Source organism: Micromonospora sp. NBRC 110037 (assembly GCF_001652995.1).
Classification (GTDB): domain Bacteria; phylum Actinomycetota; class Actinomycetes; order Mycobacteriales; family Micromonosporaceae; genus Micromonospora; species Micromonospora chalcea.
Genome location: NZ_BBVA01000007.1, coordinates 104,640 through 129,059, shown reverse-complemented (window position 1 = coordinate 129,059; position 24,420 = coordinate 104,640). Strand labels below are relative to the sequence as shown.

Annotated in this window: 21 protein-coding genes; 13 read left to right on the top strand and 8 right to left on the bottom strand. The window is 72.9% G+C overall.

The features are described 5' to 3' along the window. Nucleotides 1-59: 59 nt before the first annotated feature. The 4 genes from A4R25_RS21035 (at nucleotide 60) to A4R25_RS21020 (ending at nucleotide 5,518) form a co-directional block, all read left to right on the top strand. Nucleotides 60-584 (top strand): PadR family transcriptional regulator, encoded by a 525-nt coding sequence (locus tag A4R25_RS21035; protein WP_064447826.1) that lies wholly within the window; start codon nucleotides 60-62, stop codon nucleotides 582-584. Continuing rightward, a complete protein-coding gene (locus tag A4R25_RS21030; RefSeq protein ID WP_043328688.1) occupies nucleotides 581-1,261 on the top strand; it encodes an ABC transporter ATP-binding protein in 681 nt (226 codons plus the stop codon). The genes A4R25_RS21035 and A4R25_RS21030 overlap by 4 nt, the downstream gene beginning before the upstream one ends. After that, nucleotides 1,258-3,411, top strand: a complete 2,154-nt coding sequence (locus tag A4R25_RS21025) for an FtsX-like permease family protein (RefSeq protein ID WP_064447825.1) — start codon at nucleotides 1,258-1,260, stop codon at nucleotides 3,409-3,411. Before A4R25_RS21030 ends, A4R25_RS21025 begins: the two co-directional genes overlap by 4 nt. 103 nt (nucleotides 3,412-3,514) lie before the next feature. Continuing rightward, nucleotides 3,515-5,518 (top strand): protein meaA, encoded by a 2,004-nt coding sequence (locus A4R25_RS21020; RefSeq protein WP_064447824.1) that lies wholly within the window; start codon nucleotides 3,515-3,517, stop codon nucleotides 5,516-5,518. Nucleotides 5,519-5,623: 105 nt separating this feature from the next. On the opposite strand, the gene A4R25_RS21015 is transcribed toward A4R25_RS21020, so the two are convergent. Both A4R25_RS21015 and A4R25_RS21010 read right to left on the bottom strand, forming a co-directional pair. Next, complete coding sequence (locus tag A4R25_RS21015; RefSeq protein WP_043328704.1) at nucleotides 5,624-5,920, bottom strand: DUF1540 domain-containing protein; 297 nt, start codon at nucleotides 5,918-5,920, stop codon at nucleotides 5,624-5,626. 59 nt (nucleotides 5,921-5,979) lie between these two features. Continuing rightward, nucleotides 5,980-6,597: a DUF4126 domain-containing protein gene (locus tag A4R25_RS21010; RefSeq protein WP_043328707.1), complete on the bottom strand. Its 618-nt coding sequence runs from the start codon at nucleotides 6,595-6,597 to the stop codon at nucleotides 5,980-5,982. Nucleotides 6,598-6,668: 71 nt separating this feature from the next. Between A4R25_RS21010 and nucS the strand changes: the two genes are divergently transcribed. Beyond that, a complete protein-coding gene (gene nucS / locus A4R25_RS21005) occupies nucleotides 6,669-7,328 on the top strand; it encodes an endonuclease NucS (RefSeq protein WP_030503891.1) in 660 nt (219 codons plus the stop codon). A 9-nt stretch (nucleotides 7,329-7,337) separates the two neighbouring features. On the opposite strand, the gene A4R25_RS21000 is transcribed toward nucS, so the two are convergent. Next, nucleotides 7,338-8,840 carry an aldehyde dehydrogenase family protein gene (locus A4R25_RS21000; protein ID WP_064447823.1) on the bottom strand — a complete coding sequence of 501 codons (1,503 nt, stop codon included), beginning with the start codon at nucleotides 8,838-8,840 and terminating at the stop codon, nucleotides 7,338-7,340. 218 nt (nucleotides 8,841-9,058) lie between these two features. Here A4R25_RS21000 and A4R25_RS20995 point away from each other — a divergent pair, with 218 nt between their 5' ends. The 7 genes from A4R25_RS20995 to A4R25_RS20965 all read left to right on the top strand — a co-directional run bounded on the left by A4R25_RS20995 (nucleotide 9,059) and on the right by A4R25_RS20965 (nucleotide 15,856). After that, entirely contained in the window at nucleotides 9,059-9,505 is a 447-nt protein-coding gene (locus A4R25_RS20995) for an FHA domain-containing protein (RefSeq protein WP_043328712.1), read from the top strand. A 453-nt stretch (nucleotides 9,506-9,958) separates the two neighbouring features. Then, nucleotides 9,959-11,023 carry an alpha/beta fold hydrolase gene (locus A4R25_RS20990; protein ID WP_064447822.1) on the top strand — a complete coding sequence of 355 codons (1,065 nt, stop codon included), beginning with the start codon at nucleotides 9,959-9,961 and terminating at the stop codon, nucleotides 11,021-11,023. A 123-nt stretch (nucleotides 11,024-11,146) separates the two neighbouring features. Beyond that, nucleotides 11,147-12,937: a 3-hydroxyacyl-CoA dehydrogenase family protein gene (locus tag A4R25_RS20985; RefSeq protein WP_064447821.1), complete on the top strand. Its 1,791-nt coding sequence runs from the start codon at nucleotides 11,147-11,149 to the stop codon at nucleotides 12,935-12,937. Nucleotides 12,938-12,978: 41 nt separating this feature from the next. Further along, the gene (locus tag A4R25_RS20980) at nucleotides 12,979-13,473 is read left to right on the top strand and encodes a SigE family RNA polymerase sigma factor (protein ID WP_064447820.1); all 495 of its coding nucleotides are present in this window, start codon (nucleotides 12,979-12,981) and stop codon (nucleotides 13,471-13,473) included. Then, nucleotides 13,470-14,549: a hypothetical protein gene (locus A4R25_RS20975; RefSeq protein WP_064447819.1), complete on the top strand. Its 1,080-nt coding sequence runs from the start codon at nucleotides 13,470-13,472 to the stop codon at nucleotides 14,547-14,549. The genes A4R25_RS20980 and A4R25_RS20975 overlap by 4 nt, the downstream gene beginning before the upstream one ends. A 97-nt stretch (nucleotides 14,550-14,646) precedes the next feature. Next, complete coding sequence (locus A4R25_RS20970; protein ID WP_064447818.1) at nucleotides 14,647-14,979, top strand: hypothetical protein; 333 nt, start codon at nucleotides 14,647-14,649, stop codon at nucleotides 14,977-14,979. Between the two features lie 67 nt (nucleotides 14,980-15,046). Next, on the top strand, nucleotides 15,047-15,856 hold the full coding sequence (locus tag A4R25_RS20965) for an alpha/beta hydrolase (protein WP_064447817.1): 810 nt from the start codon (nucleotides 15,047-15,049) through the stop codon (nucleotides 15,854-15,856). 4 nt (nucleotides 15,857-15,860) lie between these two features. Here the strand turns inward: A4R25_RS20965 and A4R25_RS20960 are convergent, their stop codons facing one another. The 5 genes from A4R25_RS20960 to mce all read right to left on the bottom strand — a co-directional run bounded on the left by A4R25_RS20960 (nucleotide 15,861) and on the right by mce (nucleotide 23,135). Next, the gene (locus A4R25_RS20960) at nucleotides 15,861-16,958 is read right to left on the bottom strand and encodes an AI-2E family transporter (RefSeq protein WP_197494949.1); all 1,098 of its coding nucleotides are present in this window, start codon (nucleotides 16,956-16,958) and stop codon (nucleotides 15,861-15,863) included. Between the two features lie 273 nt (nucleotides 16,959-17,231). Beyond that, on the bottom strand, nucleotides 17,232-19,328 hold the full coding sequence (locus A4R25_RS20955; protein WP_064447815.1) for a hypothetical protein: 2,097 nt from the start codon (nucleotides 19,326-19,328) through the stop codon (nucleotides 17,232-17,234). 172 nt (nucleotides 19,329-19,500) lie between these two features. Beyond that, complete coding sequence (locus tag A4R25_RS20950; RefSeq protein ID WP_043328731.1) at nucleotides 19,501-20,751, bottom strand: DivIVA domain-containing protein; 1,251 nt, start codon at nucleotides 20,749-20,751, stop codon at nucleotides 19,501-19,503. Between the two features lie 263 nt (nucleotides 20,752-21,014). Continuing rightward, entirely contained in the window at nucleotides 21,015-22,370 is a 1,356-nt protein-coding gene (gene ccrA, locus A4R25_RS20945) for a crotonyl-CoA carboxylase/reductase (protein WP_043328733.1), read from the bottom strand. Nucleotides 22,371-22,670: 300 nt separating this feature from the next. Then, nucleotides 22,671-23,135 (bottom strand): methylmalonyl-CoA epimerase, encoded by a 465-nt coding sequence (gene mce / locus A4R25_RS20940; RefSeq protein WP_064447814.1) that lies wholly within the window; start codon nucleotides 23,133-23,135, stop codon nucleotides 22,671-22,673. A 62-nt stretch (nucleotides 23,136-23,197) separates the two neighbouring features. Between mce and A4R25_RS20935 the strand changes: the two genes are divergently transcribed. Next, complete coding sequence (locus A4R25_RS20935) at nucleotides 23,198-24,391, top strand: acetyl-CoA C-acetyltransferase (protein WP_043328737.1); 1,194 nt, start codon at nucleotides 23,198-23,200, stop codon at nucleotides 24,389-24,391. Nucleotides 24,392-24,420 lie beyond the last annotated feature (29 nt).

Sequence of the window (24,420 nt, the reverse complement as noted above, 5' to 3'; positions counted from 1 at the left end):
CCGTTCCGCTGCCGGGTCAGCTATATACGCGAGGTATACACTCGGTGTAGTCTCTGCTCATGACGGTTCCCCTTACCCTGCTCGGGCTGCTCGAACGCGAATCGAGCCACGGCTACGACCTCAAGCGCGACTACGACACCTTCTTCGGGCGCGGCAAGCCGCTGCCGTACGGGCAGGTCTACTCGACGCTGAGCCGGCTGGCCCGCGACGGCAAGGTGGTGGTCGGCGACGTGGCTCCCGGCGCGGGGCCGGACCGCAAGCGCTACGTGATCACCGACCTGGGCGCCACCGAGGTGGAGCACTGGCTGACCGAGCCGGTCGAGCCGGAGCCGCACCTGCAGACCCTGCTGTTCACCAAGGTCGTGCTCGCGCTGATGCTCGACCGCCCGGCCGAGGAGTACCTGGACACCCAGCGCGCCGCGCACCTGCGCCGGATGCGCGAACTCACCGAGATCAAGCGCAGCGGCGAACTCGTCGACGTGATGCTGGCCGACCACGGCCTCTACCACCTCGAGGCGGACCTGCGGTGGATCGAGACGACGGGCGCCCGGCTGGACGCCCTGAGAAAGGCGGTACGGCCATGAGCCCGATGATCGAGGCACGTGACGTCACGTACGCGTTCGGCGAGACACCCGCCCTGCGCGGCGCGAACCTCGCCGTGGCCGCCGGCGAGGTGGTCGCCGTGATGGGACCGAGCGGCTCCGGCAAGTCGACGCTGCTGCACTGCCTGGCCGGCATCCTGCGCCCCGACTCCGGCGAGGTCCGGTTCGACGGCGCCCGGATCGACACGCTCGGCGAGGCCGACCGGAGCACGCTGCGCCGCGACAGCTTCGGCTTCGTCTTCCAGTTCGGGCAGCTCGTGCCGGAACTCACCGCGGCCGAGAACGTGGCGCTGCCGCTGCTGCTGCGCGGTGTCCGCCGCACCCCGGCGCTGCGCGCCGCGCGGGGCTGGTTCGAGCGGCTCGGCCTGGCCGGCATGGAGCACCGCCGCTCGGGCGAACTGTCCGGCGGGCAGGCCCAGCGGGTCGCGCTGGCCCGCGGCCTGGTCGCGGAGCCCCGGGTGCTGTTCGCCGACGAGCCCACCGGCGCGCTCGACTCGCTCACCGGCGAGGAGGTGATGACGCTGCTGGTGGACGCCGCCCGCGAGAAGGGCACCACAGTCGTGCTGGTGACGCACGAGGCGCGCATCGCCGCGTACGCCGACCGCGAGGTCATGGTGCGGGACGGCCGGGTCAACGCCCCCGCCGGGGTCGCCTCGTGATCGGGCTCGCGCTCCGGCTCGCCGTCGCCGGTGGCCGGGAGGCGCTGGTCCGGCTGGTCGCCATCGCCGCCGCCGTCGCGGTCGGCACCGGCCTGCTGCTCACCACGCTCGCCGGTGTGAACGCCACCGACGCCCAGCTCACCCGCTACGCGTCGATGTACCCGCAGGAGACGGCGGGCGGGTCCGCCGACCCGTTGCTGTGGTCGACCCGGTTTGACTACTTCCGGGGCGACCAGATCGTCCGCGTCGACGTCGCCGCGACCGGTCCGGACGCGCCCACGCCGGTCGGCGTTCCCCGCGCGCCGGGGCCCGGCGAGTTCTACGCCTCCCCGGCGCTGCGCAAGCTGCTGGCCACCACCCCCGCCGACCAGCTCGCCGACCGCTACCCGGGCCGGGACCTCGGCGAGATCGGGCCGGCGGCGCTCACCTCACCGGACACCCTGCTCGTTCTGGTCGGCGGCACCCCGGAGCAGGTCGGGAAGCTGGACCAGGTCAGGAAGGTCACCCGGCTCGACGGCAACAGCGCTCCGCTGCCCGGGGCCGCGGTCGACCTCATCCTCGGCGTGGTGGCGGGCGGACTGCTGTTCCCCGTACTCGTCTTCATCGGCACGGCGACCCGGCTCGGCGCCGCCCGCCGGGAGCAGCGGTTCGCCGCGATGCGGCTGGTCGGGGCCACGCCCCGGCAGATCTCGGCGGTCGCGGCCGTCGAGGCCGCGCTCGCGGCGGCGGCCGGCGCGTCGGTCGGCTTCGCGGTGTTCTTCGCGTTCCGCAGCCAGCTAGCCGGCATCCCGTTCACCGGCATGCCGTTCTTTCCCGGGGACATGGCCATCGGTGCGCCGGAGGCCCTCCTGGTGGCCCTCGGCGTGCCGGCGGGCGCGGCGGCCGCGGCCTGGGTCGCGCTGCGCCGGGTCCGGATCTCCCCGCTCGGCGTCACCCGCCGCGTCACGCCCCGGCCGCCCCGGGCGTACCGGCTGATCCCGCTCGCGCTCGGCCTGGCCGGGCTCGGCTTCGCCCTGGTGTACCGGCCGCCCACGTCGGACGGTCAGACCGCGCTGTTCCTGCCCGCGCTGCTGCTGGTCATGGTCGGGCTGATCACCGGCGGCCCCTGGCTGACCATGGTCGGCGCCAAGGTGCTGGCCGCCCGGGCCGGCCGCCCGGCCGCGCTGATCGCCGCGCGCCGGCTCGCCGACAACCCGGCAGCCGGTTTCCGGGCGGTCAGCGGGGTGATGCTCGCGCTGTTCGTCACCACGGTCGCCGTGGGCGTGATGGGGACGATCACGTACGAGCGCGGTCCGGCGCCCCGGGGTTCCCTGGAGGCCGGCCGGCTGTCGATGGTGCTCACTGACGACCCGCCCGTGCCGGGCACGCTGCTGGCCGACCTCGCCGCGACTCCCGGCGTCCGCAACCCGGTGCTCGTCCGGGAGAACCCGGTACGCGGTGACGGCCGCGACTCCGGGGTGATCGCCTGCGCGGACATCCCGCCCGCGTACGGGCGGTGTGCCGCCGGGGCGAACGTCGCCGAGGTGCCGCCGGACCTGATCCCCTGGCGGGAGTCCGCCTCGGCCGACCGGATCTGGCCGTCGTCCCCGGTGGACCCGGCTGCCCTCGCGGGACTCCCGGCGGGTTCGGTGGCGGTCGAGGCGGAGGATCCGGTCGCGGTGGAGCGGGCCCGGACGGTCCTCGAAGCCGCGTTCCCGACGTTCTACGTGGCGCCGAACGTGCCCGGCGACTTCGAGGCCGACTTCGCCGACACCATGCGGGGCTGGCAGCGGCTGGCCGACATCGTCGTGGTGGCCGGTCTCGTGCTCGCCGGGTGCAGCCTGGCCGTGGCCGTGGCGGCCGGCCTCAGCGAACGGAAGCGGCCGTTCAGCCTGCTGCGGCTCAGCGGCGCCCCGGTTCGGCTGCTGCGCCGGGTGGTGGCCCTGGAGAGCGTGGTGCCGCTGCTGACCGTCGCCGTGGTGGCGGTCGGGATGGGACTGGTCGCCGCGCACCTGTTCCTGCGCGCCCAGATGCAGTACGACCTGCGCGTACCGGGGATCGGGTTCGCCGCTGTGGTGGCCCTCGGCGTGCTGGGCTGCCTCGCGGTCATCGCGGCCACGCTGCCGCTGCTGGAACGGATCACCGGCCCGGAGACCGCCCGCAGCGAATGACTCGTACGGTGGGCCGGTGTGTGCGGCCGGCCCACCGTCGCGGGCCTGGGGTTGTGTGGTTTTCCACACTCTCTTTTACTAAACGGTAACTTAAACTCCGGCCATGGACGACGCGATGCCGGGACGGCTGCCCGAGCGGGACCGCCCGTGGGTGATGCGCACGTACGCCGGGCACTCCTCCGCCGCGGCCACCAACGCGCTCTTCCGCCGCAACCTGGCGAAGGGGCAGACCGGCCTGTCGGTCGCCTTCGACCTGCCCACCCAGACCGGGTACGACCCGGACCACGAGCTGGCCTCCGGTGAGGTGGGCCGGGTCGGCGTGCCGGTGGCGCACCTGGGCGACATGCGGGCGCTGTTCGAGGGCATCCCGCTCGCCGAGATGAACACCTCGATGACCATCAACGCCCCGGCGATGTGGCTGCTCGGCCTCTACGGCACCGTCGCCGCCGAGCAGGGCGCGGAGCTGAGCCGCTGCGCCGGCACCACGCAGAACGACATCATCAAGGAGTACCTGTCCCGGGGGACGTACATCTTCCCGCCGGCGGCGTCGCTGCGGCTGACCGCCGACGTGATCGCGTACACGCTGCGCGAGATGCCCCGGTGGAACCCGGTGAACATCTGCTCGTACCACCTCCAGGAGGCCGGGGCGACGCCGGTGCAGGAGGTCGGCTTCGCGCTGGCCACCGCCGTCGCCGTGCTCGACACCGTGCGCGACTCCGGCCAGGTGCCGCCCGAGCGGATGGGCGACGTGGTCCAGCGGATCTCGTTCTTCGTCAACGCCGGGGTGCGCTTCGTCGAGGAGATCGCCAAGATGCGCGCGTTCGGCGCGCTCTGGGACGAGATCACCCGCGACCGCTACGGCGTGGCGGACCCGAAGCAGCGCCGGTTCCGCTACGGCGTCCAGGTCAACTCGCTGGGCCTGACCGAGGCGCAGCCGGAGAACAACATCCAGCGCATCGTGCTGGAGATGCTGGGCGTCACGCTGTCCCGCGACGCCCGCGCCCGGGCCGTGCAGCTGCCCGCCTGGAACGAGGCGCTGGGCCTGCCCCGCCCGTGGGACCAGCAGTGGTCGCTGCGCATGCAGCAGGTGCTGGCGTACGAGTCGGACCTGCTGGAGTACCCGGACCTGTTCGCCGGTTCGCACGTGATGACCGCGCTGGTCGACGACATCGTCTCCGGCGCCCGCGTCGAGCTGGAGAAGGTGCTGGAGATGGGCGGCGTGGTCACCGCCGTCGAGTCCGGCTACCTCAAGAGCGCGCTGGTGGCCTCGCTCGCCGAGCGCCGTCGCCGGATGGAGTCCGGTTCGGACGTGGTGGTCGGCGTCAACCGGTTCACCGAGACCGAGCCGTCGCCGCTCACCGCGGCGGGCGCCGAGGCGATCGAGCAGGTGGACCCGGCCGTCGAGGAGGCGGCCACCGACGGCGTACGCCGGTGGCGGGCCGACCGGGACGCGGCGGCTGTCGAGGCGGCGCTGGACCGGCTGCGCGCCAACGCCGCCACCACGGCGAACCTGATGCCGGCGACGCTTACCTGTGTACGGGCCGGGGTCACCACCGGCGAGTGGGCGGGCGCGCTGCGCCAGGTGTACGGCGAGTACCGCGCGCCGACCGGCCTGGCCGGGGCGGTCGGGACGGCCGGTGACGCGACCCTCGCCGGGGTGCGGGAGCGGGTCGCCGCCACCGCGCGGGAGCTGGGCAGCGGCCGGCTGCGGCTGCTGGTCGGCAAGCCGGGGCTGGACGGGCACTCCAACGGCGCGGAGCAGATCGCGGTACGCGCCCGCGACGCCGGGTTCGAGGTGGTCTACCAGGGCATCCGGCTGACCGCCGGGCAGATCGTGGCGGCCGCCGTGGAGGAGGACGTCGACCTGGTCGGGCTCTCCGTGCTGTCCGGCTCGCATCTGGCCGCCGTGCCGGCGGTGCTGGACGGGCTGCGCGCGGCCGGTCGGGGCGACCTGCCGGTGGTGGTGGGCGGGATCATCCCGGCCGCCGACGCCGAGGCGCTGCGGGCCGCCGGGGTGGCCCGGGTGTTCACGCCGAAGGACTTCGCGCTCACCGGCATCATCGACGAGCTGGTGACGGTGATCCGCGAGGCCAACGCCCTGTCGTGAAAGGAAGGGCCCCTTATTAACGCCTCCGGTAGGGAAGGGGCCCCTTCTTAACACCCGCGCGCGAGAGCGGCGCCTCCATGCGGACGGCGCCTCCGGACGGGTGGGTCAGCGGCTCTGGTAGGTCATGCAGTCGGCCATGTCCATGTCGGGACCGACGGTGATGGCCGGGGCGTGGCACTCCAGGTCGGCGTTGTGCCGGCAGTCGGCGCGCGAACACGCGCCGACCTGGGCGACCAACTGGTCGAGGCCGCCGCGCACCGGCATCTCCACGAACGTGTGGCAGTGGGCGTGGTCGCTGCTGCCGATCGTGATGGCGAACGCGTGGCAGTCGTTCGTGTGGTTGTAGGCGCAGGACCGGACGGCGCACTCCTGGACCCGGGGCATCTCCAACGACGCGGTCATCTCCCGTACCTCCTTGGGTTTCTTGCCCCGATTTTAGAGGTTTCGGGAGCCCGCGCGGGTCAGACGCGGAAGCCGGCCGCGCGGGCCGCGGCGCGTTCCCGTCGCCGCTCCCGGCGGCGGCGGAACAGCCACGGTACGAAGAACACCAGGCCGAGCAGGAACACCAGGACCAGCACCGGTAGCAGCAGCGCCACCACCGACATGACCACGCTCGTCGCGTCCTCGGCGGTGCTGGCCACCGGCGCGCCCACCCCGGCGGTGGTCGCGTTGATGACCGGCCGGGCGGCGGCCTTGAGCAGGTGCACGCCGAGCGCGATGAGCACGCCGACCACGACCGGCACCCACTGGTGCGAGGAGAAGAACGTGTCCGGGTCGCTGACGGTGACGGTCTCCGAGCCGGCGCCCGCGCCGAACGCGAGCCCGCCGGCGGTCGGCCGGACCACCGTCTGCACCACGTCGTTTACGTGGTCGACCACAGGCACCTTGTCGGCCACCACCTCGACCGCGAGCAGGACGGCGAGGATCAGCACCACCCAGCCGTTGCCGAGCCACTGCCAGCCGCTGGGCAGCTCGACCAGGTCGGTGTAGCGGGACAGCAGCCCCATCAGCAGCAGCGGGATGTAGGCGTTCAGGCCCGCCGAGGCGGCCAGACCGGAACCGGTGAGGACTTCGAGCACGATCTCAATATGGCACCGGTACGCCAGTGGCGCTCGTCGGCGTCCGCCGGGGCCTCGGCTACCCTCGGCGGGTGCGGTTGGTGATTGCGAAGTGCTCAGTGGACTACGTCGGACGGCTCTCGGCCCACCTGCCCCCGGCGACCCGGTTGCTGATGGTGAAGGCGGACGGCTCGGTGTCGATCCACGCGGACGACCGGGCCTACAAGCCGTTGAACTGGATGAGCCCGCCCTGCCGGCTGGAGGAGGCGCCAGGCGTCTGGCGGGTGGTCAACAAGGCCGGCGAGGAGCTGCGCATCACGCTGGAGGAGATCTTCCAGGACACCTCGTACGAGCTGGGCGTGGACCCGGGCCTGCGCAAGGACGGCGTCGAGGCGCACCTGCAGGAGCTGCTCGCCGCGAACCCGGAGACGCTGGGGGAGGGCTTCACGCTGGTCCGCCGCGAGTACATGACCGCGATCGGGCCGGTCGACCTGCTCTGCCGCGACGCGGTCGGCGGCGCGGTGGCGGTGGAGGTGAAGCGGCGCGGCGAGATCGACGGCGTGGAGCAGCTCACCCGCTACCTGGAGCTGATGAACCGGGACCCGCTGCTCGCGCCGGTGGCCGGTGTGTTCGCCGCGCAGGAGATCAAGCCGCAGGCCCGGGTGCTCGCCACCGACCGCGGTATCCGCTGCGTGGTGGTCGACTACGACAAGCTGCGCGGCATCGAACGCGACGAGCTGACGCTGTTCTGAGGCGCCGCCTCAGCGGCCCCGGCCGTACATCAGCTTGGCGATCTTGACGATGCGGGCGATGTCGGCCGGGGTGCGCTCGAACGTCATCGCCGGCAGCAGCGACCGGGCCCGGCGGCGGGTGACCGACTTGGGCCGGCCGAACTCGCGCAGCCCCTCCTCGCCGTGGATGCGGCCGATGCCGGACTCGCCGACGCCGCCGAACGGCAGCGTCGACATGCCGGCGAAGGTCAGCGCCGAGTTGACCGAGGCCATCCCGGAACGCAGCCGCCGCGCCACCGCCACCGCCCGCGCCCGGCCGAAGACCGAACCCCCGAGCCCGTACGGCAGCGCGTTGGCCCGCTCGACCGCCTCGTCCACGTCCCGGACGCGATTGACGACGAGCGTCGGGCCGAACGTCTCCTCCTGCACGGCGGCCGAATCCTCCGGCACGTCGACCAGCACGGTCGGGTGCACGTACGGCGGCTGGACCGCCTCCGGGCCGCCCAGCACCGCCCGGCCGCCCCGGCTGAGCGCGTCGTCGATGTGCCGGCGGATGATGTCGATCTGCGACGGCATGGTGATCGGGCCGAGGTCGGTCCCGTCGGGGCCGACAGTCAGCCGCCCGGCCTTCGCCACCACCTTCTCGACGAAGGCGTCGTAGACCTGGTCGACGGCGTAGACCCGCTCGATGCCGATGCACGTCTGGCCGGCGTTGGTCATGCCGCCCCACACGCACGCGTCAGCGGCGGCGTCCAGGTCGGCGTCGCTGTCCACGATCATCGCGTCCTTGCCGCCGGCCTCCAGCAGCACCGGGGTGAGCGTCTCCGCGCAGGCGGCCATCACCCGCTTCGCGGTGGCGGTCGAGCCGGTGAACGCGACCTTGCCGACGCCGGAGCGGCACAGCGCCGCGCCGACCGCGCCGAACCCGTGCACCACCTGGAACACCGGCTGCTCCGGCACCACCTCGGCGAACCTGTCGACCAGCCACTGACCGACCGCCGGGGTGTACTCGCTCGGCTTGAAGACCACCGCGTTGCCGGCCGCGAGCGCGTACGCGGCGGAGCCGATCGGGGTGAAGACCGGGTAGTTCCACGGGCCGATCACGCCCACCACGCCGTACGGCTGGTATTCCAGGTGGCCGGAGAACTCGGCGAGGACCAGCCGGGAACGGACCCGGCGCGGCCCGAGCACCCGCTGCGCGTTGCGGGCCGCCCAGTCGATGTGCTCCAGCGCGGTGAGGATCTCCACGACGGCGTCACCGACCGGCTTGCCGCCCTCGGTGTGCATCAGGTCGGCCAGTTCCTCGATCCGCCGCGCGAGCACGCCACGCCAGCGCTGGAGACGGTCGCGCCGGCCGGCGAAGCCGAGCCCGGCCCACCAGTCGCCGGCCGCGCGGGCGCGGTCGACCGCGGCACGCACGTCCGCCTCGGAGGCCAGCGGGAAACTGCCTGCCTCGGCGCCGGTGGCCGGGCTGGTCGACACCAGCCGACCCTCGGAGATGAGCGGGGCGCCCGGCACATGCACAGCGGTCATGGCCGAAGTCTAGACCCGAGGATTACTCGCCGGTAGGTGTCGCACGCGCCGTACGCTGCGCGGACGATCAGCCCTCGCATCGACGGAGATGCCGTCCGAAACGGCGAACGGGAGATGACCGGCCGGGGTCGCGGGGGTGACCGCGCGGTGGTGCAAGCCACTACGGTGAGGTGGCAGGCTGACGCCGCGGGGCGATGTGGGGTGGAGGTCGACTGTCCATGGAGGAGCATCCTGAGCTGATGCCGTTGCTGACGGTGTCCGGCGGGGCGATGCGGGGGCTCACGTTCCGGGTCGGCCAGGACGCGCAGGTGATCGGCCGGGCGCCGACCGCCGACATCGTGCTCGCCGATCCGCATCTGAGCCGGCGGCACGCCACCGTCCGGGCCACCCCCGAGGGGGTGCTGCTCACCGACCTCGGCTCGACCAACGGCACCTGGCTCAACGACACCCGGGTCACCGGCAGCGTGGCGATCGCCGACGGCGACGTGGTCCGGCTCGGCCGCACGGATTTGCGCCTCTACGACCCGGGCGTGGCCCGCACCGACCCGGTCGGGATGAGCTTCGGCGCGCTGCGCCGCGACCAGCGTCCCACCCTGCCGCTGCCGGTCCCGGCGCCCCGCCGGCCGATCGAGGCGCGCGAGGCGCAGCCGGCCGACGTGAGTTAGACCTCGGGCATCCGCTGGACCCGGGGGCCACTGAGTGCCGCCGATTCCCGGGCCCCGCTGACCCCTCACGCCCGCGCCGCCCCCGGCCGCGCACCCACCACCCACCACCCACCACCCGCCACCTCCCCACCCTCCCCGCCCCACCCACTCGCGGTGATCAAGGAGTTTGGGTACGGAAACGGCTCCCGCGGTGACGCAAACTCCTTGATCACCGCCGCGCCGCGACCGCCGCGCCGCGACCGCCGCGCCGCGACCGGCGGAGGGTGGGCTGGGGCGGGTTGGCGCTCCCAGGCCCGGTCGATCATGAAGTTGGCGGTGTTCTGCGTCCGATTTGTCGCCGCCAACTTCATGATCGACGCGGTGGCAGGGCGGGGGTGCGCGCCATGGTCGGGTGGGGCGGTGTGGGGGTGGGGGACATGGACCGGGGGCGGGCGGGCGTGCCAGCATGCGCGGATGCGCAGCGCACGGCTCACGGTCCAGGCCAACGGCATCACCCAGGCGGTCCGCGTGGCCGGTCCGCCGGACGGCGTACCGGTCCTGCTGGTGCACGGCAACGTCTCCTCCTCCGCCTTCTGGGAACCGCTGCTCGCCCGGCTGCCGGACACGCTCCGGGTGGTCGCCCCCGACCTGCGCGGCTACGGCGAGACCGACACCGCACCCATTGACGCCACCAGGGGGCTCGACGACTTCGCCGACGACGTGGCCGCGTTGCTGGACGTCCCGGGGCTGTTCCCGCCCGGCGCCCGGCCGGTGGTGGCCGGGCACTCGCTCGGCGGCGGCGTGGCGATGCGGCTGCTCGTCGGCCACCCCGAGCGGGTATCCGGGCTGCTGCTGGAGGCGCCGGTGTCCCCGTACGGCTTCGGCGGCACCCGGGACCTCGACGGCAACCCCACCACGCCCGACTTCGCCGGGACCGGCGCCGGAGGCGCGAACCCGGACTTCGTGGCGCGGCTCGCCGCCGGTGACCGGAGCGCCGACGGCCCGACCAGCCCGCGGGCGGTGCTGCGCGCCGCGTACGTGGCCGACCCGGCCTCGCTGGGCGAGCACGAGGACCTGCTGCTGGACAGCATGCTGACCACCGCCACCGGGGACGACAACTACCCGGGCACCGCGGTGGCCTCGGCGCACTGGCCGGGGACCGCCGCCGGGCCGCGCGGCGTCCTCAACGCGTTGGCCCCGGCCCACTTCCGGCTCGCCGACGAGCTGGTCGCCGTGCCGGTCAAGCCGCCGGTGACCTGGGTACGCGGAGACGCCGACGTGATCGTCTCGGACACCTCGCTGTTCGACCTGGCGTACCTCGGTCAGCTCGGCGTGGTGCCCGGCTGGCCGGGCCCGCAGGAGTGCCCGCCGCAGCCGATGGTGGGGCAGACCCGCGCGGTGCTGGACCGGTACGCGGCGGCCGGCGGGACGTACCGTGAGGTGGTGCTGCCCGGGTGCGGGCACAGTCCGCACCTGGAGCGGCCGGCGGAGTTCGTCGCCGAACTGCTGGCGCTGGCCGGGGAGAACGCCACCGGCTGAGGCGCGGTGCGTGAAATATCCCACGGCGTCTCGACAACACAGCGTCACGTGGCAGACTCCGGCGCATAACCTTAGCGGCCGTTCATGTCGCGGACGGCGGAGTCGAGCCAGGGGAGGCCGGTCGTGGCGCGGGAGTTCACCAGGGTGGGCGTGGTGGGTCTGGGCACCATGGGTGCCGGCATCGTGGAGGTGTTCGCCCGCAACGGCCTCGACGTCACAGCCGTCGAGATCTCCGAGGCCGCCCTGGAGCGGGGGCGGGTCACGCTGACCGGCTCCACCGACCGGGCCGTCGCCAAGGGCAAGCTCGCCGAGGCCGAGCGGGACGCGCTGCTGGCGCGCGTCGACTTCCGGGTCGGGCTGGACGCGCTGCACGACGTGGACCTGGTGATCGAGGCGGTGCCCGAGCACCTGGACCTCAAGCAGCGGATCTTCGCCGAGCTGGACCGGGTCTGCAAGCCCGAGGCGATCCTGGCCACCAACACGTCCTCGCTGAGCGTCACCGAGATCTCCGTCGCCACCTCCCGGCCCAACCAGGTCATCGGCATCCACTTCTTCAACCCGGCCCCGGTGATGAAGCTGGTCGAGGTGGTCCGCACGGTGGTCACCTCGGCCGACGTGGTCGCCGACGTGGAGGCGCTCTGCGAGCGGCTCGGCAAGGTCGACGTGACGATCAGCGACCGGGCCGGCTTCATCGCCAACGCGCTGCTGTTCGGCTACCTGAACCACGCGGTCGGCATGTTCGAGGCCCGCTACGCCACCCGCGAGGACATCGACGCCGCCATGAAGCTCGGCTGCGGCCTGCCGATGGGCCCGCTGGCGCTGATGGACCTGATCGGTCTGGACACCGCGTACGAGATCCTCGACACGATGTACCGGCGCGGCGGCCGGGACCGCCGGCACGCCCCGGCCCCGCTGCTCAAGCAGATGGTCACCGCCGGGCTGCTCGGCCGGAAGTCCGGTCGCGGCTTCTACACCTACGAGCGGCCGGGCTCGCCGAAGGTCGTACCCGACGAGTACACGCCGCCGGCCGGTGACGCCGCGCTCGCCGACGGCGCCCGCGCCATCGCGAAGGTCGGCGTGGTCGGCTCCGGCACCATGGCCACCGGCATCATCGAGGTCTTCGCGAAGGCCGGCTACGAGGTCATCTCGGTGACCCGGGGCGCGGAGAAGTCCGCGAAGGTCTGCGAAACGGTGAAGACCTCGCTCAACAAGGGCGTGGTGCGGGGCAAGCTCAGCGAGACCGACCGGGACGCCGCGCTGGGCCGGATCACCTGGTCCGCGACGCTGGACCACCTGGCCGACGTCGACCTGGTGGTCGAGGCCGTGATCGAGGAGCTGAGCGTCAAGAAGGCGCTGTTCGCCAGCCTCGACGAGATCTGCAAGCCGGGCGTCGTGCTCGCCACCACCACCTCGTCGCTGCCGGTGATCGACGTGGCGATGGCGACCCAGCGCCCGGCCGACGTGATCGGCCTGCACTTCTTCAACCCGGCGCCGATCATGCCGCTGGTGGAGATCGTGCGGACCATCCGCACCTCCGCCGAGACGTCGGCCACCGCCCGCGCGGTCTGCGCGACGCTCGGCAAGACCGGCGTGGTCTGCGGCGACCGGTCCGGCTTCATCGTCAACGCGCTGCTCTTCCCGTACCTGAACGACGCGGTGCGGATGCTGGAGGCCAGCTACTCGACCGCCGACGACATCGACTACGCGATGAAGCTCGGCTGCGGTTACCCGATGGGCCCGTTCGAGCTGCTCGACGTGGTCGGCCTGGACGTCTCGCTGGCCATCCAGCGGGAGCTGTACCTGGAGCTGCGCGAGCCCGGCTTCGCCCCGGCGCCGCTGCTGGAGCACCTGGTGACGGCCGGCTACCTGGGCCGCAAGTCCGGCCGCGGGTTCCGCGACCACACCCGGCGCTGACCGTCGTCAACAGCCGGGCCCGGTGACGGCGTCTTCGAGGTGTGACCTTCGAGGAGTACGTCGGCAGCCGCGGCCCGGCTCTGTTGCGTCTGGCCCGGCTGCTGACCGGCGACGCGCACCGCGCCGAGGACCTGACCCAGGACGTGCTGGCCCGCGCGTACGTGCACTGGCGCAAGATCGCCCGGGCCGACCGGCCCGACGTGTACGTGCGCCGGATGCTCGTCAACGCCAACACGTCCTGGTGGCGGCGGCGGTCCAGCCATGAGCTGGCCGTCGACACGTTCGCCGACCGGCCCGAACGCGGCGACCTCGGCGGCGAGGCGGCGGACCGGGACGAGATGTGGGGGCTGATCCGCGCCCTCCCGGACCGCCAGCGCGCCGTACTGGTGCTGCGCTACTACGAGGACCTGGACGACGCCACGATCGCCCAGATCCTCGACTGCTCCCCGGTCACCGTCCGCACCCACGCGATGCGGGCGCTCGCCCACCTCCGGGAGCGCTGCGGCGTCCCGATGACAAAGGGGAGCCGGCTGTGACCGACCTCGACCAGCGAATCGTCTCGGTGTTGCGGGAGCACGCCGAGGGGGAGACAGACACCGGACGCCTGCTGCGCCGCTCGCGCGCGCTCGGCCGGCGCCGGCAGGTACGCCGCCGACTCACCGCCGGCACCGCGCTCGCCCTGGTCGGCGTGCTCGGCTTCGTCGGCGTGGTACGCGCGGACGTGGGCGGGCTGGCCGAGCGGATGCCCTGGACGGCCGCGACGCCGGAGGTGGCGCCACCCCCGGTGCCGCCGCTCGCCGACGGGGTGCCCGGGGCGCTTCAGCGTCCCGATCTGGTCGGTACCGATCCGCAGGTGCTGCACCTGGGCGTCGACACCACCCGGGCCCGCTATCTGGGCTGGTCCGTCCACAGCTCGAACGCGGTCGAGTCGATCCGGTTCAGCGCCGACGGCGGACAGCCGGTCCTGCTCGAGGTGAGCCCGATGGCGAAGGCGCTCGACGACACCTCGATCGAGGGTTTCCCGGTGCAGGCCGTCAGCGGCCGGCTGAAATTCGACGGTGGCGTGCTGCGCGTCGCCGGTACCGACGGTCTGGTCAAGTCATGGCAGCCCTTCCCCGGTCTCTACGCCCGGGCCGCCACGCTTCGCGGTGACGTGGCCGCCTTGGACCGGGTCGCCGGCCTGGTGCGCTGGGACGAGGCCCGGCGATGCACCGGGCCGGTGCGGCTGGCCACGTTGCCGGCGAACGCGGCGGTGACGGCATGCGCGGTGGACGCGGCCGCCTTTCCGAAGAGCCTCACGGTTCAGCTCACCGTCGCCCGGGCGCCCTCCTCGACCATGTGGTTGCGGCTGATCTACGGGGCGGAGATGGGGGAGGACAAGGGCCGCGCCAGCAACCGTGACCTGGGTGGCCGCCCGGGCTTCCGCTATCCGAACGGCAACCGCCTGGAACTGCTCGGCCTGCCCAAGGTGCGCTTGACAGTCGACTTCGCCTGGCCCTTCCCCGGCGAGGGACCCCCGGGGCAGGTGAACTTCACCGAGGCCGACGCGGCGACCGTGCTGACCGGAGCGAAGGTGGCGGCAGACCTCACCCGTTCGCAGACCTGGCCCTGACCGGCCACCCGAGCGATCTTGGTACGGAACGGCCCTTGGAAGGGCGTACCCGTACCAAGATCGCTCGGGCCGGTCCGGCCGGCGGCCCGTACGCTTGGTGACCGTGAGCCCCCGTCGCAACCGCCCCCGCCGGGACGAGATCGCCGCCTTGGACGGCGAGCGTGCCCGCCACGGCGTACCGACAGTGCAGCAGTGGCGCGACGGCGACTGGCAGGTACGCGCGATCAGCGGCGGCGCATCGGTCAAGACGTACCGTTGTCCCGGCTGTGACCAGGAGATCCGGCCGGGCGTGGCGCACCTGGTGGCCTGGCCGGCCGACGACCGGGGCGACCTGACCGACCGCCGGCACTGGCACTCCGGCTGCTGGCGGGCCCGGGACCGGCGCGGCCCGAACCTCCAGCGCGGCCGGGGCGCCCCGCGCTACGGCTGAGCGATCTGGATCACCCGGTTCCCGTCCCACTGGGCGGCCGGGCCGCCGACGCGGGAGACTGGCAGGCGTGAGCACTCCGATTCGCGCGTCGTCGATCCTGCCCGGCCGCCGGGAGGACATCGAGCTGCACACCGCCGACGGGCTGACGCTCGTCGGTGAGCTGGCCCGGCCGCTGGAGGGTGAGCCGTCCGCCACCCTGGTCTGCCTGCACCCGCTGCCCACCCACGGCGGGATGATGGACAGCCACGTGTTCCGCAAGGCGGCGTGGCGGCTGCCCGCGCTGGCCGGCCTGGCCGTGCTCCGGTTCAACACCCGGGGCACCAGCAGCGTCCGCGGCACCAGCGAGGGCGCCTTCGACGGCGCCGTCGGCGAGAAGTTCGACGTGGCCGCCGCGATCGAGTACGCCGAGTTCCACGAACTGCCGAACATCTGGTTGGTCGGGTGGTCGTTCGGCACCGACCTGGCGCTGAAGTACGGCTGCGACCCGGCGGTGGCCGGCGCGATCCTGCTCTCCCCGCCGCTGCGCTACTCCGCCCCGGAGGACCTGGCGGTCTGGGCCGAGACGGGCAAGCCGCTCACCGCGCTGGTCCCCGAGTTCGACGACTACCTGCGGCCGGAGGAGGCCGGGCAGCGGTTCGCCGCCGTCCCGCAGGCCGAGGTGGTCGGCGTGGACGGCGCCAAGCACCTCTGGGTCGGCGACGCGGAGAAGGTGCTGGACGAGATCGTCCGGCGGGTCGCCCCGGGCGTACCGCTGCCGCTGCCCACCACCTGGGACGGCCCGATGGAGACCGGCGACGTCAGCGCGTACGCGGACCGCACTGTCGCCGCGTTCGCCGACACCCCGGTGCCCGGCCCGGCCCAGCGGCGCGCCGAGTAACGGCTCAGCGGGCGTCCTGGCGGGGTAGCACCACCTCGCGCAGGATCAGCTGCAACGCGGCCACCGTGGGAATCGCGATGAGCGCGCCCACCACGCCCAGCAGCGCCACCCCGAGCAGCGCGGCCAGCAACGCGGCCACCTCGTTCACCGAGACCGCCCGGCGCATGATCTTCGGGTAGATCAGGTAGTTCTCCACCTGCTGGTAGACCACGAAGAACACCAGGCAGGCGATGCCCACAGGCAGGTCGGTGGCGAGCCCGACGAGCGTCACCACCACCGCGCCCAGCGTCGCGCCGATCTGCGGGATCAGGTCGGTCACCGCGACCACCACGGCCAGGGCGAACGGGTACGGCAGGCCGACCGCCAGCGCGAACACGAACGTGCTGACCCCGGCCAGCACCGCGATGGCGAGCGCGCCCACCATGTACGCGCCGACCCGGGTCAGGATCTCGTCGCCGATCAGCCGGACCCGCTCCCGGCGCGAGCGCGGCACCAGCGCGTACCCGAGTTCGCGCAGCCGGTCGAAGTACGCCAGGAAGTAGATCGTCAGCACCAGCACGGTGAGCAGGCGGAAGAGCGTCCCGAAGATCAGTTGCGCGCCGCCGAGCACACCGCCGAGCGCCCGCCCGACGTTGTCCGCGTTCGCCGCCGCCTGGACCCGCTCCATCACGTCGTAGCGGATCACCAGGTCGTTGACAGTGGGGTTGCGGCGCAGCTCCTCGACGTACCCGGGTAGCTGCTGGATGAACTGGCCGGACTGGGTCACCACCGGCGGCACCAGCGCCAGCAGCCCGGCGACGATCAGCAGCAGCAGGGTGAGTGTCACGACCGCCACCGCCAGCCCGCGCGGCAGGCCCCAGTTGCGCAGCCGGACCACCGCCGGGTGCAGGCCGACCGCGAGGAACAGCGCGATCACCACGAGCACCAGGATGCCGGCCGCGTTCCGCACGCCCAGGAACAGCGCGTACGCCAGCAGCACGCCGAGCGCGCCGGTGAAGCCGATCAGGAAGGCGCTGCGCCGTAGCGGGCGCCCCGGCACGCCGAACCGGCCGCTCGGCTCGAACTCGGCCGGCTCGACGTCGGTCGGCCGCTCGCTGCCCATGTCCGTGCCGGCTCGCGGGTTGCCGACGGCGGTCGTGGCGTCGCGCGCGGGTTCCGCCTCGCCGGTAGGGTTCACGGCCGCCGCCTCGTCATCAGGGGCGGCGGAGACCTCCTGCGACACCCGTGCCTCCCGGCTTCCGCGCTGCCGGCTCGCCCGCCGGTGCCGTCCACGGCCGACGCGCGGCCCTCTGCCCGCAGGGTAGTCCTCGCCGTCCGCCCCGACCATCCCACCACCGCTTCCGGCCGGGCCGTCCCGCCGGGTGCGGCGGGTGGGTCAGTCCTTGTCGACCGTCACCGTGCTGGGCTTGGCGCTGCGCTCGTCGGTGGTCGGCTTGGTCGGGCGCTTGCCGTTCTCACCGGTGCTGGTGATCTTCGTGGGGGTGGCGCCCCGCCCGCCCTCACCCGGCACGGCGGCAACAGTGGGCTCGCCGTCGACGCCCGCCCCGCCGGGGGAGTCCATCGTGGTCACCGGCTCGCCGACCGGCTTCGCCTTGCCCGCCTCGGCGGGCTCGCCGTCACCAGTGGCCGGCCCGGCGCCGTTGGGGACCGCGGTGGCGGTGCCCTTCGCGGCCACCGGCGCACCTCCGCCGGCCGGGGTGTCGCCGGCGCTCTCCGCGCCGCTGGTGACCAACGTGCCCTCGGCGGCCGGCGTGCCGTCGTCCGTGGACCGGCCGGTGGAGGCGGCGGCGAGGTCGTCCGGGTCGACCGGGGTGGCCGTGATGCCGGCCGAGTCGGCGTCGCGCCGCAGATCCGCGAGCTGCCGCTGCAGGTCGTCGGACTCCTGCCGCGACTTCCACGTCTCGGTACGCAGGTCGGCCAGCTCCTGCTGCGCCTTGGCGATCTCCAGCATCACACCGGCGAGCTGCTGCCGGCCGGCGGCCACCTCCTGCTGGGTCGCGGCCAGGTGCTGCTGGGTGGTGGCGAGGTGCTGCTGGGTGGTGGCCGCGTACTCCTCGAACTGGCGGCGCGAGGCCGCGACGTGCTCGTCGGCCTTGCGGCGCTGCGCGCCGGCGTCCGCCTCGGCCCGGCGCAGCAGCTCGGCGGCCTCCAGCTCGGCCTGCTGCCGCATGCTCAGCGCGTCGGCCTCGGCGGCCTGCCGGACGTCGGCGGCGGTGCGCTCGATCTCGTCGCGGCGCGTGGTGTACGCCTGTTCCAGCTCCTCCTGCCGCTTGGCGTGCTGCTTGTCCAGCTCGTCGCGGCGCTTGGCGAACTCCTGCTCGGTGGCGGCCCGGCGCTGGGCCAGCTCCTTCTCGGCGCTGTCCCGCCGCTCGGCGACCTCCTTCTCCACCCCGGCCCGCCAGGCGCCCAGCTCCTGCTGGGTCTGGGCGCGGGACTGCTGCACGTACGCCTCGGTCTCGGTGCGCATGCGCTGCACGTACGCCTCGACCTCGGCGCGGTTGCGCTTGCCGGCCTCGGCGGCCTCGGTGGTGAGCCGGTTGGCCTCGGTGCGGGCCCGGCCGCGGGTGGCCTTGGCCGCCTCCTCCGCGTCGTCCACGATCTTCTTGGCCTCGGCGAGCGCCTTGGCGTGCGTGGCCCGGCCGGCCTCGGCGGCGGCGTCGGTGAGCCGCTTGGCCTCCTGCTGGCCCTTGGCGTGCACCTCCTTGGCCGCCTCGCGGAGCTGGTTCGCCTCCTGCTGGGCCTTCGCCAGCGCCTCCTTGGCCGTCTCGCGCAGCCGGGCGGCCTCCTGCTGTGCCCGGGAGTGGATCTCCTTGGCGGTGTCGCGGAGCTGAGTGGCCTCCTGCTGGGCCTTCGCCAGCGCGTCCTGGGCGGTCCGGCGCAGCTTCTCCGCCTCGTCCCGGGCGGCGGCGCGCATCTTCTCCGACTCGTCCTGCGCGCTCTTGCGCAGCGTCGCCGACTCGTCCTTCGCGGCCTTCAGCGTGGCCTCGGCCTCGGCCTTGCGGGCGGCGGTGTGCCGCTCCTCCTCGCTCCGGCGGGCGGCCAGCGCGATCTCGAAGTCCTTCAACGCCTGGGCGGCCTGCTCCCGGGCCTCCTCGACGATGTGCTCGGCGGCGGCCCGGCGGGCCTCGATCTCCTCGTTGGCGGCGGCGAGGATGTCGTCGGCCTGCTCCTCGGCCATGGTGAGGATCTGCTCGACACGCGGGCCCAGGTGCCGGAACGACGCCCGGTCCACCACCGCCGCCTGCTTGCGCACCTGGGCCAGGTCGCGCTGGAGCACCTCGACCTGACCGGCCAGCTTGTGGATCTGCGTGTACGCCTGTTCCCGCTCGGTCGTCAGCGCCGCGATCTCGTGCTCCGCGCGAGCGACGTAGCGGTCGACCTGCCGTTTCTCGTACCCCCGCAGGGCGGACTCGAAGCTGGGCTCCGTCGTCACGTCCCCGCCGAGCGCGAACAGTTCCTCGCCGTGCGACATGACCCCATCCTCACACGCATCCGGCTCTGCTGGGGCGATACGGACGCCCCTTCTGGGAGCTACTTCACCCTCCCGGCGAAACGGGCCCGCACAGCATGACGGCGCGAGGCGACACCGGTCACCCGGTGTCACCCCGCGCCGTGGCTCATGCCCCCGACAGCGGGTGTAACGGTCAGCCGGCCGACTCGGCCGTCACCTTCTGCCCGGAGGCGTCGGCCTTCGGGGTGTCGCCCTTGCCGCCGGCCGGCACGCCCGGCACGATGCCGGCCAGGCCGGACAGCATCTGCCCGAGCTGCGAGGTGACCGCGTCCTTCTGGCGGGTGAGGTCCTCGACCTCGCGGCGGGCCGCCTGCGTGGTCAGCTCGGCCTCGGTACGGGCCTCGTTGAGCACCCGCTGCGCCTCGGCGCGCGCCTCGTTGAGCGTCTTGTCGGCCAGCGCCTTGGCCTTGTCGACGGTCTCGTTGGCGGTGCGCTCGGACTCGACCCGGCGGGCCTCGGCCCGCTGCTCGATCTCCTTGGCCCGCTCCTGCGCGGCGCGGGCGCGCTGCTCGGCCTCGTTCACCAGCTTCTGGGTCTGCGCGACCTGGGCGGCGTGCCGCTCCGACTCCTCGCGCTCGGCCTTCTCCCGCCGCTCGGCGAGCTGGAGCTCCAGCGCCTGCAGGTCCTTGTCGCGCTTGTCGCGCGCGTCGGTGAGCAGCTTGGTCGCCTCGGCGCGCTTCTCCTCGGCCTCCCGGGCGGCCTTGGCCCGCTGCTGGGTGATCTCCCGCTCGGCGGTGGCGCGCAGCGTGGCGACCTCGCGCTCGACAGTCGACTTCAGCTCGGCCACCTCGTGCGCGGTGACCGTACGCAGCTGCTTGGTCTCGCGGTCGGCGTCGGCGCGCAGCGTGTCGGCCTCGCGGCGGGCCTGCACCCGGACCTCGGCGGCCTCGCGCTCGGCGGCGGTACGGACGCTGCCGGCCTCGCGCTCGGCGGTCGCCTTCATGGCGGCGGCCTCGGCGCGGGCCTTGTCGGTGATCTCACGCGCCTCGAGGCGGGCGGCGGAGAGGATGCCCTCCGACTCGCGCTTGGCCTCGTTGCGGTGGTCGTTGGCCTGCTCCTCGGCCAGCCGCAGGATCTGCTCGACGCGAGTGCCCAGGCCGGACAGGGTCGGCCGGCTGTTCTCCTCGAGCTGCTTGTTGGTCTCGGTGAGCTTCTGCTCGAGCGCGCTCTGGCGCTGCTCGGCCTGCCGCAGCCGGCGCTGAGCGTCGTTCATCCGCTGCTCGGCCTCGGCGCGGGCCTGCTCGGACTGGCTCAGGGCGGCGGTGAGGCGGCCGATGAAGTCGTCCACCTGGTTGGTGTTGTAACCGCGCAGGCCAACGGTGAAATCGGGCTGTGAGTTCGCGTTATCGAAGAACGCAAGAGGGGAGGACTGCTGCTGGGGCATTGGGACATACTGGCAGACGCCCCAGGGTGGTTCGCAAGAGCGGTCGGCACCTTTCGCGTCCTGTTTACATGGTCAACTCGGCCGCCCGGCGGGACCGGACCAATAGGCGATCTTGGCAGCTCCCGGGCGGGTCGGGCGGGTCGGGCTTCTGCGGGGAAGGCGGCGCGAAAAGGGCCGCGGGTTCGGCACCCACGGCCCTTTGTGCGTACGCCGGTCGAATGGCGCCCGGGTCGTCCGAAAGGCAATCCGGGACGACCGTACGGTCAGTGACCGCGGAAGCGGTTGATCGCGCTTTCGTGCCGCGCGCGCATCTCGGTGTCCCGGACGCCCAGTCCGTCGGCGGGGGCGAGGCACCGCACGCCGACCTTGCCCTGGTGCGCGTTGCGGTGCACCTCGTACGCGGCCTGGCCGGTCTGCTCCAGCGCGTACGTCTTCGACACGGTCGGGTGCACCTTGCCGAGCGCGACCAGCCGGTTGGCCTGCCACGCCTCGTGGTAGTTGGCGAAGTGGCTGCCGACGATCCGCTTGAGGTGCATCCACAGGTAGCGGTTGTCGTACTGGTGCATGTAGCCGCTGGTGGAGGCGCAGGTGACGATCGTGCCGCCCTTCTTGGCGACGTAGACGCTGGCGCCGAACGTCTCCCGGCCCGGGTGCTCGAAGACGATGTCCGGGTCCTCGCCGCCGGTCAGCTCGCGGATGCGCTCACCGAAGCGGCGCCACTCGTCCTGGTCCTGGGTCTGCTCGTCGGACCAGAACTTGAACCCCTCGGCGGTACGGTCGATGACCAGCTCGGCGCCCATCTTGCGGCACAGCTCGGCCTTCTCCGGCGAGGAGACCACGCAGACCGGGATCGCGCCGCCGTTGAGCGCCATCTGGGTGGCGTACCCGCCGAGGCCGCCGGACGCGCCCCAGATCAGCACCACGTCGCCCTGCTTCATGTTCGCGCCGTGGTGCGAGACGAGCTGCCGGTACGCGGTGGAGTTGACCAGCCCCGGGCTGGCCGCCTCCTCCCAGCTCAGGTGGCGCGGCTTCGGCATCAGCTGGTTGGCCTTGACGATCGCCAGCTCGGCCAGGCCGCCGAAGTTGGTCTCGAAGCCCCAGATCCGCTGCTGCGGGTCGAGCATCGTGTCGTCGTGACCGGCGGAGTCCTCCAGCTCGACCGACAGGCAGTGCGCGACCACCTCGTCGCCGGCCTTCCACTTGGTCACGCCCGGCCCGGTGCGCAGCACGACGCCGGCGGCGTCCGAGCCGACCACGTGGTACGGCAGGTCGTGGCGGCGGGTCAGCTCGGAGAGCCGGCCGTAGCGCTGGAGGAACTTGAACGTGGGCAGCGGCTCGAAGATGCTCGTCCACACCGTGTTGTAGTTGATCGCGCTGGCCATCACCGCGACGAGCGCCTCACCCGGGCCCAGCTCGGGGGTGGGCACCTCCTGCACGTGCAGCGCCTTGCGCGGGTCCTTGTCGCGGGTGGCCATGCCCTCGAACATGCGGGTGTCCTCGGCGCGCACCACCACGCCCCGGTAGCTCTCCGGCACGGGCAGGCCGGCGAGCCCGGCGAGCTCCCGCTCCGGCTGCGACGAACCCTCCGCCGCCATGATCGCTTCGAGGATGTCCTGCACGGTGACCTCCCGTTTGTCCGCACCCGCACACCGCGGGCAGGGGTGCTGCCATCGTCGGCGCCGGTGCGACGGGACCGCCATGTCGGCAATCGACACATTCGGCACCGGTCGCCGCTGCTGTTCGGGCGGACGTTACTTAACGGTAGCTAAAGCAGGAACCCCTCTGTGAAAAACTGCATCGGCCGATGCGTGGAGGTGTACGTGGGAACGTGCAAGCGCGCACTGCCGCGCGCGTTCCCACTTGTTAGGAAGGGCCCCTTCTTAACAGACGTCTGTTAAGAAGGGGCCCTTCCTTGCGCGTCAGGCGGGCTGGACCAGCTCGATCAGCACGCCACCGGCGTCCTTCGGGTGCACGAAGTTGACCCGGGAGTTCGACGTGCCGCGCCGCGGAGCGTCGTAGAGCAGCCGCACGCCACGCTCGCGCAGCGCCGCGCAGGCCACGTCGATGTCCGCCACCGTGTACGCGACCTGCTGGATGCCCGGGCCGCGCTTGTCCAGGAACTTGCCGATCGTGGTGTCCGGGGACAGCGGCGCGAGCAGCTGCACCATGCCGCCGGACGCGTCCGGCCCGACCGCCAGCATCGCTTCGCGTACGCCCTGCTCCTCGTTCGTCTCGGTGTGCACGCAGCGCATGCCGAAGGTGCGCTGGTAGAAGTCGATCGCGGCGTCCAGGTCGCCGACGGCGATCCCGACGTGGTCGATGCGGCGCAGCCCGATGTCTGTGACAAACTCGGCAGCGGGCTCGACGGGGGAGTTCTCAGCCATGACGCTAGTCTGACCGAACAATCGTTAAGGCGTACAGGTCGGCACCCCCTCGGAGGCAGGCAATGGCTTCGGTGATCGTCAGCGGCGCGCGGACCCCGATGGGGCGCCTGCTGGGCAACCTCAAGGACCTCCCCGCGACCAAGCTCGGTGGCATCGCGATCAAGGCGGCGCTGGAGCGCGCCGGCGTCGCGCCCGAGCAGGTCCAGTACGTGATCATGGGGCAGGTGCTCCAGGCCGGCGCCGGGCAGATCCCGGCCCGGCAGGCCGCCGTCGAGGCCGGCATCCCGATGTCCACCCCGGCGCTGACCATCAACAAGGTCTGCCTCTCCGGGCTGGACGCGATCGCGCTGGCCGACCAGCTCATCCGGGCCGGCGAGTTCGACGTCGTGGTGGCCGGCGGCATGGAGTCGATGACCAACGCCCCGCACCTGCTGCTCGGCCAGCGCTCGGGCTACAAGTACGGCGACGTGGCGGTCAAGGACCACATGGCGCTGGACGGCCTCACCGACGCCTGGGACTGCTGCTCGATGGGCGAGTCCACCGAGCGGCACGGCGCGAAGCACGGCATCACCCGCGAGGAGCAGGACGCGTTCGCCGCGGCCAGCCACCAGCGCGCCGCCGCCGCGCAGAAGAACGGCCACTTCGCCGACGAGATCACCCCGGTGGTCATCCCGCAGCGCAAGGGCGAGCCGCTGGTGATCAGCGAGGACGAGGGCATCCGGCCGGACACCACCGCCGAGTCGCTCGGGAAGCTGCGCCCCGCCTTCACCAAGGACGGGACCATCACCGCCGGCAGCTCCTCGCCGATCTCCGACGGCGCCGCCGCGGTCGTGGTGATGAGCAAGGCCAAGGCCAAGGAGCTGGGGCTCACCTGGCTGGCCGAGATCGGCGCCCACGGCAACGTGGCCGGCCCGGACAACTCCCTGCACTCGCAGCCGTCCAACGCGATCAACCACGCCCTGAAGAAGGGCGGCCTGAGCATCGACGACCTCGACCTCATCGAGATCAACGAGGCGTTCGCGGCGGTCGGTATCCAGTCCGCCCGTGACCTCGGCGTCGATGCCGACAAGGTGAACGTCAACGGCGGCGCGATCGCGCTCGGCCACCCGATCGGCATGTCCGGCGCCCGGCTCGTGCTCACGCTGGCGATGGAGCTGAAGCGCCGGGGCGGCGGCACCGGCGCGGCGGCGCTCTGCGGCGGTGGCGGGCAGGGCGACGCGCTGATCATCCACGTGCCGACCGGTGACGAGAGCTGATAGCTGATACCTGTGAGTGACGTACAGAA

Coding starts and splice junctions, on each gene's coding strand:
- A4R25_RS21035 (WP_064447826.1), top strand. CDS start 60: ATGACGGTTCCCCTTACCCTGCTCGGGCTGCTCGAACGCGAATCGAGC.
- A4R25_RS21030 (WP_043328688.1), top strand. CDS start 581: ATGAGCCCGATGATCGAGGCACGTGACGTCACGTACGCGTTCGGCGAG.
- A4R25_RS21020 (WP_064447824.1), top strand. CDS start 3,515: ATGGACGACGCGATGCCGGGACGGCTGCCCGAGCGGGACCGCCCGTGG.
- A4R25_RS21015 (WP_043328704.1), bottom strand. CDS start 5,920: ATGACCGCGTCGTTGGAGATGCCCCGGGTCCAGGAGTGCGCCGTCCGG.
- A4R25_RS21000 (WP_064447823.1), bottom strand. CDS start 8,840: ATGACCGCTGTGCATGTGCCGGGCGCCCCGCTCATCTCCGAGGGTCGG.
- A4R25_RS20995 (WP_043328712.1), top strand. CDS start 9,059: ATGGAGGAGCATCCTGAGCTGATGCCGTTGCTGACGGTGTCCGGCGGG.
- A4R25_RS20990 (WP_064447822.1), top strand. CDS start 9,959: ATGCGCAGCGCACGGCTCACGGTCCAGGCCAACGGCATCACCCAGGCG.
- A4R25_RS20960 (WP_197494949.1), bottom strand. CDS start 16,958: ATGGGCAGCGAGCGGCCGACCGACGTCGAGCCGGCCGAGTTCGAGCCG.
- A4R25_RS20955 (WP_064447815.1), bottom strand. CDS start 19,328: ATGTCGCACGGCGAGGAACTGTTCGCGCTCGGCGGGGACGTGACGACG.
- A4R25_RS20950 (WP_043328731.1), bottom strand. CDS start 20,751: ATGCCCCAGCAGCAGTCCTCCCCTCTTGCGTTCTTCGATAACGCGAAC.
- mce (WP_064447814.1), bottom strand. CDS start 23,135: ATGGCTGAGAACTCCCCCGTCGAGCCCGCTGCCGAGTTTGTCACAGAC.
- A4R25_RS20935 (WP_043328737.1), top strand. CDS start 23,198: ATGGCTTCGGTGATCGTCAGCGGCGCGCGGACCCCGATGGGGCGCCTG.